Origin of the sequence: Streptomyces sp. NPDC046900, from assembly GCF_040644975.1 — a bacterium.
In the GTDB taxonomy this organism is placed as follows: domain Bacteria; phylum Actinomycetota; class Actinomycetes; order Streptomycetales; family Streptomycetaceae; genus Streptomyces.
Genome location: NZ_JBEYXD010000095.1, coordinates 1 through 12,139, shown reverse-complemented (window position 1 = coordinate 12,139; position 12,139 = coordinate 1). Strand labels below are relative to the sequence as shown.

Genomic DNA, 12,139 nt, shown 5'->3' with positions numbered 1-12,139 from the left:
TGAGTAGCCCGCTCACCACGGGCGACGCTCGGCAGTAGACCAGCGGCCCGGCCACTGACGCATACTCGGTCATGTGGTACCCAATCCGCGGATATTAGGCTGACCGCGCGTCGTCGCACGACACGCACCCCGGCCTCCCGCCGGTCCCACACCAACACCCCGGGCCCACTCCAGCGGGCCCCAACTCCCCATGCGCTCTTCACAAACGGCCCTACATATTCGGGGACTGGCGCGGTGACTGACCGTTTCCAGTCCCCGCCGCTTCAAACCGGACATGCGCTGGGTAGGCCGCCAGCGGGGTGCCTGTGACCAGGTCCTTTTTCGACGGCCCCCCACCGAACCGGACTTGAGGCTTGTAACCGCATCCGGCCATGAGTTCTGCCGTGAGCGACTCGCGCCGTAGTGGATGTCCTCGTGGCAGACGCGGCAGACGACCAGGGTCTTCCGACGGCACGCGGCCATCATCTGAGCCCAGACGGGCTTGGGGCCCCGGGACGGTCAGGTCTTTGAGGTGTCGGATGTGGCGCACTTCGACACCGTCGTGCGACCCGCACATCTCGCGGGTGTCGGCGAGCAGGCGCTTGATCACTTCGTTGCGCGCGCTGTTCCACACCTGTGTCGGGTGATCGTCGAGGCTGCCGATGCTGGTTTTGCGCTTCAACGAGACTCCGCCCCACTGCGCCACCAACGGCTTTCGTCCTTCTCCGCGTTCGACGGCGCCCTGAAGTCCCCGGCGGGGACCCTGGTCGGTTTCAGCACGGTCCGATAGCGCTCATAGATCCTGGGGACACGGACGCAATACTTCCGCGCGAGCGAACGACTCCTGGACCAACCTGCCCGAGCAGGCTCAAGCCGGTGTGATCCACTTTGGCTTCGGCGCTGAGCACTGGGACCGGAGTGCGGCGGCCGCGAGGTCCTCGGGACTGCTGTCGGCGGGGCGCTGAATCTCGTTCGCCGAGACCTTCCTGCGCGAGGCCAAGCAGCTGATGCCGACGACATCGGCTGGGAGGTCACCGAGGAGCAGGCCTCGCTGTGGCCGAAGGGGGCATGCATCTCCGGCCACTTGCTCGGTTCGACCATTCAGGGCATCCGCTTCGGTCACCCAGGTGACATCGATGCGATCGACCTTCGCCACACCGATCTCGAGCAGCACGCGCTTGATGGCCTCGAAGACCGCCTCGTTCCGGTGAGGGAAGGTGACGATCAGCAGTTCGTCACCCGGGGCCGACGTCACCCAGGGCCGGGCGGCCGTAGCGGCGGCGCACATGAGAGCGCGCCAACGGCATCAGGTCCTCCGCGTTGTCGGTGCGCTCCTGCAGGAGGTAGGGCGGCAAGCGCGGAGCGGGGTAGTCAACTCCGTCCAGCGGTGCCGGAACGCCCGCGCGCACGGAGCAGAGGCGCGGTCAATGCAGAACTCCTTCAGTTCGCGGCGTGGTCTCACGCCTTCGATGGGCTGGATCCCGCCGGAGGTGTTCTAGGCGGGAGTCGGAAGGGCAGCGGCGGGGCTGGACTCGCCGGTGACAGGCTTGTGAGGAACGACGATGGCCGTCTCGGGGTCCGGCGTAAGGAAGACCTTGTCACCGTGGGCGAGGCCGACCTTCGGCTGGTAGACGCGCACGCGAAGCGACTTCCCGCCGACGCGTACGTGGTAGTCCCAGCAGTCGCCTTTGTAGATGCTGAACTCGACCTCGCCCTTCCACGGACCCTCCTTGCGGGAGAGCCGGAAGGACTCGGGACGGATGAAGACTCTGACCGCGTCGCCCTTGGCGACATCGGGCGCCGTCGCGCAGGTGAGCACGGAGTCGCCCAAGCGCACGGCGACACCCTTTTCTGTCACGGCCTCGACGACACCGTCCATGCTGTTGCTGACGCCGAGGAATCGGGCGGTGAACTCGTTGCGGGGGAAGGTGTATATCTCCTGCGGCAGGCCGCGCTCGACGATGTTGCCGCTGTTCATGACGATGACCTCGTCGGAGATCGCGAGCGCTTCGTCCTGGTCGTGCGTGACGAAAACCGTGGTGATGCCCAGGTCCAGCTGGACCTCACGGATCTGGTCGCGCATGCGGTCGCGCAGGCCCTTGTCGAGGTTGCTCAGGGGTTCGTCGAGCAGGAGCACCTTCGGCCGCCGGACCAGGGCACGCGCCAGGGCGACGCGCTGCTGCTGGCCACCGGAGAGGTCAGGCGCCGGCCGAGTCGCGAAGTCAGCCAGGCCGACCATGTCGAGCGCCTCGAGCGCACGCTTGTTCGCCTCCTCGCGCGAGACCTTCGACTTGCCGACCCGCAGCGGGAACATGACGTTCTGAGCCACGGTCATGTGTGGCCAGATGGCGTAGGACTGGAACACGATGCCGATGGGACGGCGATCGGCGCCGAGGTACACGCGACGGGCCGGATCGGAGACCACCGTGCCGTCTATCTCGATGGTTCCGGCGTCGTTGCGCTCCAGCCCCGCGATCATCCGCAGTGTGGTCGTTTTGCCACAGCCGCTGGGTCCGAGCAGGGAGACGAGCTTGCCCTCGGGGATCTCCAGGTCAAGGCCGTCGACGGCGTTGGCCACGACGGTGCGGCCCGGGTAGCGCTTGGTCAGTCCGGTCAGCTTGATCATCGGTTCTTTCGTTCCTTCAGCTTCGTTTCGTGCGTCTGGGAGTTGGCGGCTCAGGAACGCTGCTTGATGCCGACGGCGCGGGACAGGAGCCGGACAAGGGCAACGAGGATGACCAGGACGATGACCATCACGATTCCGAGCGCCGCAACGACCGGATAGGTGCCGTTGCGGTAGAGGTCGTAGATCTCCACCGATACGAGCTCGGTGCCCGAGGAGTAGAGGAAGACCGCCGCGGAGATTTCCCGGAACGACACGATCATCGAGTAGAGGAACGCCGCGAGCAGCGACGGCATGACCAGCGGTATGAAGATCCGCCGGAAGCTCTCCAGCCAGCTGGCTCCGCTGCTCGTGGCGGCCTCCTCCAGCTCGTCCTTGATGGCCTGCATACCAGGGACGATGTACCGCATGCCGTAAGGCATGGTGATCGTCACGAATGCGATCACCAAGATCATGGTCGTGCCGTAGAGGTGAAACGGGAGCGGCGCTGCCAGATAGAAGTACAGGATTCCGACGCCCATCACGATGCTCGGGACCGCGATCGGCACGGTGGCCAGGCCGTCGAGGATGCCACGGCCGACGACCTTGGTCTTCACTGTGATGTAGGCGACCACGGCGCTCAGGGCCGTCACGATCACGGCGGTACTGACGGAGACGATGAGGCTGTTCTTCAGGGACGACACCAGCACCGGGCGATGCCAGATGCCCGAGTAGTTGCTGAGTGTGAAGTCCTGGAGTGCCTGCACGGACGGCGGCTCGTAGCCCGGGAGCAGCGACGACCACAGCAGCATCGCGATCGGCAGCAGCACCGCGACGACGAAGAAGAGCAGGAAACACACCACGCCGAGCCAGCGCCACTTGCCGAGATCCTGAACCTGGGCACGGAAGCCCTTGCCGGTGATCGTCTGAACGCCGTTGCCCTTACTGACCTTCCGCGACAGGTAAAGTCCCACCACCGCGATCACAAGGATGAAGACGCCGATCACGCCGACAGTGCCGTAGTCGGCGGGGAACTTCTGAAGCGCGGCGTAGATCTGGCTCACGAAGACGTAGGAGTGCCCGGGCACGCCGATGAGCTGCGGCACCTCGAAGGTCGAGATCGTCTGGATGAACATCAGCAGCGCGGCCGACAGGATTGCCGGGCGGACCATGCGGACGGTGATACTGAAGAACGTGCGGACCGGCGAGACCCCAGAGGCCAGCGCGGCCTCCTCCAACGAGGAGTCCATCGACGAGAAGGCCGCGGTGCCCATGAGGAAGGCGACCGGCACGACGTGCATCGACTGTACGAAGACCATGCCCGATAGTGAGTAGACGTTGAAGGCAGGCAGTCCGATGCTGCGCAGCAGCTCGTTGACCGGGCCTTGGTGAGGCGAGAGCAGGAGGCTCCACGCGATGGTGCTGAGGACACCCGGGATGATCATCGGGACCACAGCCGCAACACGCGCAAAGGCCTTGAACGGGGTGTTGGTGCGCACCACCAACCAGGCCAGCCCGAACCCGATGACGATGCACACCGCCGCCGTGGCGAACGCGTACTCGAACGAGTTGGCAACCAGCGAGCCGAAGCCCGGTGCGGAGAAGGTATTAGCGAAGTTGTGGAGGGTCCACGCGCTTGCGCCGACGCCGAGGAACTGGCTCTGCAGGCTCGCGTAGACCATCGTGCATACCGGCACGAGCGCCAGGTAGGCCACGATGATCGAGGCGACGACGAGGGTGACGGAGCGACCGCTGAGGAAACTCCGCCAACCCGGGCGATTATGGACGGGTGGTGCGGCCTCGGTGCGAGGCGTTTTTTCGAGCAGCGTGGCCATGACGGGAACTTCCTACCTGCTACGGATCGGGCGAACTAGCGGAATCCCAGGGTTGTCGGTCACATCGGCGCCTTCAGCGCCTCGTCGAACTCCTTGAGCTCCGAGTTGTACGTGTCAGGCGGCAGCATCGGGTCACCATAGGCGGGCGACCACTTGCCCGTGTCCCAGACCTTCGCGTCGTTCTGCACATCCGTGCGAATTGTCGCGTGGTTGGTCTGATTCACCACCTCCGCCTGGCCGGCCTTCGACACCATCCAGTCGGTGAAGAGACGGGCAGCGGCCGGGTGCGGAGCGTTGGCCACGACATCGATCAGGTTGAGCGACGCCGGCAACGGGTTGGGGTTGAGGTAGGCCACCTGCTTGGGGGTCTTCTTGACCATGGACGAAGCCTTGTAGCCGTAGATCGACGCGGCACCGGCCGGCTCACCCGAGGCCACCTTCGTGAGCGCCTCGGTGTGACTCTCCACGAAGACCGGGCTGTTGTCGCCGAGCTTCTTCACCAGCGCGAGCGCCTTGTCGTGGCCCATCATCTTGATCAGCGAGTCGTACCAGTTGACCGCGGACGGATCGATCGAGAACTGCCCCTTCCAACGCGGGTCGGCAAAGGACTCCACTCCGGTCGGCACGGGCATGTGCTTCTGGGCAACGACCGTCGGGTTCCATGCGATCGCGGTGGTGTTGACGTACACCACGCCCTCGTAGCCCTTCGGCAAGGAGAGGCCCGACGGCAGCGAAGTCTGGTCCGGCGGGGTGTAGGGCTGCATCGCCTTGGCGTGTATGAGCTGAGCGACCTGGGGCGAGTCACCGGCGACCACGTCGGCGGTGTACTGGCGCGCCTTCTGCTCGGTGATGATCTTCGGCGGGATCTGGTCGGCGCTCAGCCGCAGCGCCTTCACCTTGATCTTGGGGTACTCCTTGTTGAACGCTGCAATCATCGGGTCAACGTCGTCGGAGGCGAAGGTGGTGTACCAGGTCACCACCCCCTCGGTCTCGGCGGCCTTCGCAAGGTCAGTAACGGACATGCCGTCGTACTTCGAGCCACTTCCGCCGGAGGGCGAACTGGAGTCGCACGCGGTGACGGACACCGCAAGCCCCAGCGCGACCAGAGCGGCGGCGCTCTGCCGGACACTTCTCGTCCTCATAACCCGTTCCCTTCGTTCACCGCGACTCCGACCATCAGAGCGGCAGTACCGTCATGTGATGCGCAACACGTGATCGCCGAGTATGGCAGGATGGTCTTACCTTTTGTCAACGCCCGCGCCCGCCAGTAGACCGGAGACTTCAACCGCGACTACGCCCTGCGCGCCGGCGTCGAGGGCACCATCCGTCGGGCCACCACACCACCGGTCTACGCCGCGCCCGCTACCGCGGCCTGGCCAAGACCCGCCTCGATCACACCACCAGCGCCACGGCTCGCAACCTCATCCTTGTCGCCGCCTGACGGAACGGCCACCCCCCTCGACCGCGCCAACCACAGCCACCTCGCCAGACTCCAACAAATCCCTCGTTGCATAACGACATCGCCGGCACCGCCGGTTCCACCCCGGCCAACAGGTGAGCCGCCGACGCTGTCGACCGTGGTCTCGGCGCGGTCCGTGCCCAACGGGCAGCGCCTTCAGTGTCTCCACGTGGCCGCCGACAACCCAGCCGTTGCCGCGCGACCCTCGCCCTGGACCCCGGCGACCGGAGCCGCGCCACGCCCACCGGCGCGCCCTGGCAGACGGTCCAAGAGCCACGCGCGGAGAGCATGCTTCCGTTTCCTCCTACCGATTGCTGATTGGTCTAACCGTACATATATTCATACCCGTGTCCGAGGTGACTGATTCTCTCTGCAAAGCCTTGGGAAGACCCATGGCACCATCGCGCCCGAAGTCGGTCCCTCTCTCGGTCCACCGCCCACGGTCCGCGGGGCACGCGCCAAACCGGTTCCGCGGCCACCGCCGCCCGGTTCTCGGCGCTGGACTCGCCGGCCGCCGTCAGGGATGGGCGGCACACCAGCCAGTAGCGCCAACAGCAAGGAGTGGGCATGTGTGTCGAGACCCCCGGGGTGCCGCCGCTTGTCGCGAGCCGAGCAACGAGGTCCCAATGACCGTATCGACTCCAAGGAGTTGACCCCCCTCGACCCGGTGACGGCCGGACAGGTGAGCCGCCCTGCGCGCACCTCGCCCGACGGCGACACCCCGATCGTCGTCGTCTGCCACCTCGTGGTGGCACCGGACTTCTACACCGACATGCCGCTGACCGGCGAGGAGGAGCGGCTGCCCGAGCTCCCGGACGCGGCCGTGCTGCGCCATCTCGACGCCGCAGATCGCGTACGCGAGGGGCCTGGACGAGTGCGGCCCCAACTCGCCTCTCGCGGTCATCGGGATCTGCCGCAGCGGCAGTTACGGCATCCTCGCCGACGCCGAAGGGGACGAGCTGACGGCCGTCGTGATGCTGTACGGCGGCGCCCAGCCTCGGGAGTACGAGGTGGGGGAGCTTCGCGGCACCCCGTATCCGAAGCTGGTGGCCGCCGGGCGCTCCCCGGTGCTCGGGCTCTGGGGCGAGAAGGACCACACCATGTCCGTCGACCATGTCCGCAAGGTGCGCGACATGCTCGAAGACGCCCGCCGCAGCTATGAGTTCGTCCTCTACCCGGATCTGCCGCACGGCTGGCTCAACGACACCATGCCGGGCCGCTTCCGGGAGGGGGAGGCGCGGGAGACGTTCGCCACCATCGTGGACTGGCTGCGCGCCCGCTTCGAGGGCAGGGGCCCCGCGCACCAGGTCTCCTGGAGCTACCGCGCCGCATTCTCGGAAAGTTACGACTTCGCCTCCAACCGCCGCCAGGAGTGACGCGTGCGGACGGGCCTTTGCCCCTCTTCCGCGCTCCCGCCCAACCCCTGCCGCACCCGCTCGCCGTTCGGCGACACCCGCACCCTGAGGAGAGCACACCCCGTGGAAGCCAGCGACACCTACGATCCCGCCCACACTGGCCTCGTCGTCTTCGACATGCTGGAGGCATACCGGGAGCCCATCGAGGCCGCCGGCTCCATCGCCCCCACCCAGCGCCTCATCGCGGCCTGCCGCGCGGCGGGCGTGCCGGTTTTCTACGCCCGAGCCGACCACCGCGCCGACGGCGCCGACTTCGCCCGCAGCATCGCCGACACCGACAGCCACTTCCGTCCCTGGGGCCCCGACAACCCGCTGCGCACCACGCCCCCGCACGCGGCGGGCAGCCCCGGGCTCCAGGTACTCAAGGAGATCGCGCCCCAGGACGGCGACTACGACGTCCCCAAGCACCGCTGGAACGCTCTGCACGGCACCCATCTCGAGCTGTCCCTGCGCAGCCGGGACATCGACCACATCCTGCTGGTCGGCGGCTCGGTCCATGTGGGCATAGCGTCCACCGCCTACAGCGCGCGCGACAAGGACTTCCAGGTGACGATCGTCTCGGACTGCTGCCACGGTTTCCCCGAGCAGCGACACTTCTTCATGGAGAAGGTCTTCCCCCGCATGTGTCACGTCCGCACGACCTCCGAGGTGATCCCGTCCCTCACGGCGGCAGCGACACCCACCCCCTGACCCACGGTGGGGGCGCACCCGCGTGCGCCCCCACCGCCGTGACAACTGCCAACCGGGACGGGACCCGCGCCCGGCTCCCCACAGCCGGCGCCCTCCCCACAGCCGGCGCCCTCCCGGCAGCCTCCCCCGAGGCCGCTTTGTCGTGTCAAGCCGCTTGAGAAGCGCTTCCGGGGTCGGCTGGTCCCTTCGTTCGAGGATCTTGAAGATCTGGCGGCAGATGGTGCGCTTGAGGCATCGCTGCGCGTCGCGGGGACTCTTGCCCTCGCCGACGCGGCGGGCGACGCACGTCTTCGTGGCAGGACCAAGCCGCGTCCTGATCAGGGTGATCGTGTGCATCGCCCGGTTCAGTTGGCGGCCGCCGCCCCGATTGAGCCGGCGCTTGTCGGTCAGACCCGACGAAGCCGGGATCGGCGCGACGCCGGCGCAGGGCGCGAAGGCGGCTCGGAGCGGAACCGGCCTGGGTGCGACCAGCTGACCAGGATCCGAGCTGCGCTGATCGGCCCCATGCCGAGCAACTCCAGGAGTTCAGGGGCCTATTGACGGACGAGCCGGAGGAGCTCGTTCTCCAACTCGCGAGCCTCGGCCTGGAGGTGCCGGATGCGCTGGGCCGTGGATCGCAGGGCACGGATGGTCATGCGGTGCTCGGCGGACAGCGCGGGTCGGTCGCTGGTTCCTCTCAGTTCAGCCCTTGGTGTCGGCGTTACGGACTTCGGCGAGCCGGCGGACGCTGCCGGCCGCGGCCGAGCTCAGCGCGGGAACCTGCTTGGCGAGCTCGCCCCGGTTGGTGTGATTGATGTGCACGACGAACGCAAGGTCCTTGCCCCCTATCCACACGCACCCTCTCCGGCAGACCGCCGAACGGGCTGCAGGGGTCCTCGCGCAGCACTGCGGAACGCAGCGCAGCCGGCACCGACTCCCGCGACGGATCTCCCGGTGTGACCGCCACCCCCGTGATCGCGTTCGTCGCGCAGTCGGTGAACCAGTTCTCCCTCGCCAGACGTAGGACCAGAGCCCGCAGGGCAGCGGGCGTGCGTGGCCGCCCCGGCCCTCGGTGCGGATACGTCCATTTCCGCTTCACCAGTCTGGCGTGCCAGCGCAAACCCGTACGTGGGGTGACCAGGAATTTCAGGCTGATGCGCCGGCACTCGCCCAGCAATCTGACCGGGGCGGCGATCACCGCCCGGTCTCCGAGGGTGACGGTGGGCTGTGGCCTACCGCGTTCCAGGACGCTGAGCTGATGGCGCAGCACCAGGATCTCGGCGTCTTTCGCCGCGGAGGAGCGGGCCAGCAGCCGCAGCCAGCTCGGGAACAGGCAGCAGAATCGGTAGAGCAGACCTATCGCCACGGGATCCGGGCGTGCGCCGAGGCGGCCCTGGAGGCCGCTGATGTGATCACATCGTGACGATAACTACAGCTCATCATGGGTGACATGGGTTATCGGCACGCACACGCTGCGTCAACCCTGCTGGCGGGAGGATGAATCGGGCGCATGGGGCTCCGGCACGCCCTTCGCCACCACCGCAGTGCCGCGGGTGCGTGAACCGGTCGTGGCGAACGCCGAGTAGCGCGGCACCCAGCGCAGCAGCGCCACCGCGGCCAGCACCCCGGCGACACCCATCGCGACGATGCCGGCGGCCAGGCTGCCGAGCCCGGCTGCGGTGGACACGACGAGCGGGCCGCCGGCGCCCCCCGAGTCGGCGCACAGCCGCCAGACGCCCAAGAACTGCGAGCGGGACTCCGGTGGCGCGACGTCCGCGCCGAGCGTCATCAGGATGCCACTGCCGATTCCGTTGCCGAAGCCCATCAGGACTGCGATCACCGTCAGCGAGACCAGCCCGTGGGTGAGCGGCAGCAGGGCCTGCGAAAGACCGAGTACGAGCATCGAGGGGACGGCGATCCACAGTCGGCCCGCCCGGTCCATGACCTTTCCGGACGGATAGAAGGTCGCCATGTCGACGAAGCCGGCGATCCCGAAGACGACGCTCGTCGTGGACGGGTCCAGGCCGAGGTGCTCGGCCCACAGCGGCAGCACCGTCTGCCGGGTGACGCGCACCGACCCGACGAGGAGGATGGCCAGGCCAAGCGTCAGGAACACCCGCCGGTGCCGTACCAGCACCGAACGTACGGACACGGGCGCGGACGTGCGCCCGCGAGCCGGGCCGGCGCCGGCCGCCTCCGGCGCCAGCAGGACGATCAGCCCTGCGGCCAGCGTGCAGCCGAGCGCCAGCCAGTACACGTTCCGCACCGGGTGGCCGTGCACCACCACGGCCCCGACGAACGGCCCGATGAACGCGCCGATCCGCGACATCCCGCCCAGCGTGGACAGCGCCAGCGCCCGCCGCTCGATCGGCACGGCCTCGGTCAGGTAGCTCTGGCGGGCGAGGACGAACACGGCGTTGGTCGCCCCGGTCGCGCCCACGGCCAGGGCCAGTTGCCACAGCTCCCGGGCCAGCGCACAGCCGAGGAATGCCACGGCCGCGACGCCGGCCGCGATGAGCATCGCCCTGCGGTCCCCGAGCCGCGCGGCCAGCATGCCCGCCGGAACGTCGCCGAGGATCTGCCCAAGACCGAGGAGCGCCAGCACAAGACCGGCGGCGCCGACGGAGGCGCCGAGCGCACGACTGCTCAGCGCGATCATGGGGGTGAGGGCGCCGATGCCGATCTCGAAGACCAGGGAGGGCAGGAAGACCGATGGTACGAGCCTGATCAGGGAATCGGGCCGGAGAGCAGTGCGCACTGCCGTGGACCTCCTTGGAAGCAGATCGTTGCCTCATGCATCGATCACCACACCACACCGCGGCGCCGGTGCCCACCTCGGGTGCGCTTCGGCTCGAGGACGGGCCGTACCAGCCGCCCAACCGGCCCTCGGTCGTGGCCGGATGCGGTGATCGCGAACCGTTACGGCCCCGGGTACGCGTCTGCCAGCGTGTGTGAGCGATCTTCCGATTCATAGCCTCGCCCCGGCGCCACCTGCGGGTGCCGGAAACGTCATCCACGGCCTGTGACGTGCAGGGTGTCGCGGACGGTGTCGAACAGGTCGTGCAGCACCGGCATGGCCCTCCAGGCGTAGGGCCCGCACGAGCGCCGGTTGACACGCACCGCGTCGGCCAGCGAACCGGGTCCGGTGGGGAACGCGCTGACGAACAGGTCCGACCAGCAGCGCGGCCCGGCCGACCACCTTCGTCTCGCGCTGGTACGGCGCGTACACCTCGAGGGTCTCCGACGGGACGACCCCGCGCCAGCGATGGTCCTCGAACTCGGCGATCGTGATCAATCGATCCTCCGGCGTGCCGATTCATCTGGACTATGGGTAAATTGGTAAGACCAGACCTGCTCTCGCAAACTAGGTTCGGGTCAGCCGGATGTCAACCCCTCGGCGGCGGCGCGTTCGGCCTGGCCATGCAGGGTCGTGGTGAGACGACCGGCAACCCACGCTTCGGCGTCGGTCGTGCCGAGCTCGTGGAAGCAGTGTGCTGCGCCCCAGCAGTAGCGGCAGTCCGTCTATCTCGAACGGGCCCGCGAGTATCTCAATCTGGTCGGCCTCAGCGGCTTCGAGAACCACTATCCGCACCAGCTCTCCGGCGGTATGCGCCAACGCGTGAACCCCGCACGGGCGTTGGCGAGTTCGCCCAGCGTGATGCTGATGGACGAGCCGTTCGCGGCGCTCGATGCCCAGACCCGCGAGGTCATGCAGGCCGAGCTGATGAGGATCTGGCGGGAGACCGGCACGACCATCGTCTTCGTCACGCACCAGATCGACGAGGCCGTCTTCCTGTCGGACCGTGTGATCGTGCTGACGGCACGACCCGGCCGGGTGAGGGCGGAGGTGAAGATCGCTCTCCCGCGCCCGCGTGACCTGGCGGTGAAGAGGCTGCCCGAGTTCGCGGAGCACAACTACGAGTTCTGGCACATGATCGAGGAAGAGGTCATGCGCGCCATCCGTCAGGACGGCGTGACGAAGCCGCGGTAGCCGGCTCTCCCGGAGTCGGCTACCGCGTATCAGCCGAGGCTCTTGACCCGCCTGGCCGTCCGGTTGATGTGGGTCCACATCACCGACGTCGCGGCCTCGAGGTCGCGCTTGGCGATCGCCTGCGCGAGCTTGCGGTGCTCGTCCGTGCCGCGGCGCCCCCGCAGGGGGGCCGGGGCGCGCGCCGGGGCC

The 12,139-nt window shown here is 67.8% G+C and carries 11 protein-coding genes and 3 pseudogenes; 5 read left to right on the top strand and 9 right to left on the bottom strand.

From position 1 onward, the window contains the following. Nucleotides 1–69: 69 nt before the first annotated feature. On the bottom strand, nucleotides 70–462 hold the full coding sequence (locus ABZ904_RS43175; RefSeq protein WP_359404975.1) for a hypothetical protein: 393 nt from the start codon (nucleotides 460–462) through the stop codon (nucleotides 70–72). 58 nt (nucleotides 463–520) lie between these two features. Between ABZ904_RS43175 and ABZ904_RS43170 the strand changes: the two genes are divergently transcribed. After that, the gene (locus tag ABZ904_RS43170; RefSeq protein ID WP_359404915.1) at nucleotides 521–769 is read left to right on the top strand and encodes a hypothetical protein; all 249 of its coding nucleotides are present in this window, start codon (nucleotides 521–523) and stop codon (nucleotides 767–769) included. A gap of 78 nt (nucleotides 770–847) precedes the next feature. On the opposite strand, the gene ABZ904_RS43165 is transcribed toward ABZ904_RS43170, so the two are convergent. The 4 genes from ABZ904_RS43165 to ABZ904_RS43150 form a co-directional block, all read right to left on the bottom strand. Continuing rightward, nucleotides 848–1,153, bottom strand: a complete 306-nt coding sequence (locus ABZ904_RS43165) for a hypothetical protein (RefSeq protein ID WP_359404912.1) — start codon at nucleotides 1,151–1,153, stop codon at nucleotides 848–850. Nucleotides 1,154–1,474: 321 nt separating this feature from the next. Continuing rightward, complete coding sequence (locus ABZ904_RS43160; protein WP_359404909.1) at nucleotides 1,475–2,605, bottom strand: ABC transporter ATP-binding protein; 1,131 nt, start codon at nucleotides 2,603–2,605, stop codon at nucleotides 1,475–1,477. 50 nt (nucleotides 2,606–2,655) lie between these two features. Next, nucleotides 2,656–4,416: an iron ABC transporter permease gene (locus tag ABZ904_RS43155; RefSeq protein WP_359404906.1), complete on the bottom strand. Its 1,761-nt coding sequence runs from the start codon at nucleotides 4,414–4,416 to the stop codon at nucleotides 2,656–2,658. Between the two features lie 59 nt (nucleotides 4,417–4,475). After that, complete coding sequence (locus ABZ904_RS43150) at nucleotides 4,476–5,558, bottom strand: ABC transporter substrate-binding protein (RefSeq protein WP_359404903.1); 1,083 nt, start codon at nucleotides 5,556–5,558, stop codon at nucleotides 4,476–4,478. Between the two features lie 1,150 nt (nucleotides 5,559–6,708). Here ABZ904_RS43150 and ABZ904_RS43145 point away from each other — a divergent pair. Both ABZ904_RS43145 and ABZ904_RS43140 read left to right on the top strand, forming a co-directional pair. Continuing rightward, nucleotides 6,709–7,251: a dienelactone hydrolase family protein gene (locus ABZ904_RS43145; RefSeq protein ID WP_361829621.1), complete on the top strand. Its 543-nt coding sequence runs from the start codon at nucleotides 6,709–6,711 to the stop codon at nucleotides 7,249–7,251. A gap of 102 nt (nucleotides 7,252–7,353) precedes the next feature. Next, nucleotides 7,354–7,980, top strand: a complete 627-nt coding sequence (locus ABZ904_RS43140) for an isochorismatase family cysteine hydrolase (RefSeq protein ID WP_361829607.1) — start codon at nucleotides 7,354–7,356, stop codon at nucleotides 7,978–7,980. A gap of 342 nt (nucleotides 7,981–8,322) precedes the next feature. Here the strand turns inward: ABZ904_RS43140 and ABZ904_RS43135 are convergent. Together ABZ904_RS43135 and ABZ904_RS43130 are read right to left on the bottom strand one after the other, a co-directional pair. Continuing rightward, nucleotides 8,323–8,370 (bottom strand): annotated as a pseudogene (locus tag ABZ904_RS43135) (hypothetical protein); the annotation flags it as partial. A 423-nt stretch (nucleotides 8,371–8,793) separates the two neighbouring features. Further along, nucleotides 8,794–8,962 (bottom strand): annotated as a pseudogene (locus tag ABZ904_RS43130) (transposase); the annotation flags it as partial. 255 nt (nucleotides 8,963–9,217) lie between these two features. On the opposite strand from ABZ904_RS43130, the gene ABZ904_RS43125 reads away from it, so the two are divergent. Next, nucleotides 9,218–9,382 (top strand): hypothetical protein, encoded by a 165-nt coding sequence (locus ABZ904_RS43125; protein WP_361829623.1) that lies wholly within the window; start codon nucleotides 9,218–9,220, stop codon nucleotides 9,380–9,382. Between the two features lie 54 nt (nucleotides 9,383–9,436). Here the strand turns inward: ABZ904_RS43125 and ABZ904_RS43120 are convergent, their stop codons facing one another. Beyond that, entirely contained in the window at nucleotides 9,437–10,717 is a 1,281-nt protein-coding gene (locus tag ABZ904_RS43120) for an MFS transporter (protein WP_361829605.1), read from the bottom strand. Nucleotides 10,718–11,500: 783 nt separating this feature from the next. Between ABZ904_RS43120 and ABZ904_RS43115 the strand changes: the two are divergent. Further along, nucleotides 11,501–11,950 (top strand): annotated as a pseudogene (locus ABZ904_RS43115) (ABC transporter ATP-binding protein); the annotation flags it as partial. Nucleotides 11,951–11,979: 29 nt separating this feature from the next. On the opposite strand, the gene ABZ904_RS43110 reads toward ABZ904_RS43115, so the two are convergent. Beyond that, entirely contained in the window at nucleotides 11,980–12,114 is a 135-nt protein-coding gene (locus tag ABZ904_RS43110; RefSeq protein WP_361829619.1) for an FCD domain-containing protein, read from the bottom strand. Nucleotides 12,115–12,139: the final 25 nt, after the last annotated feature.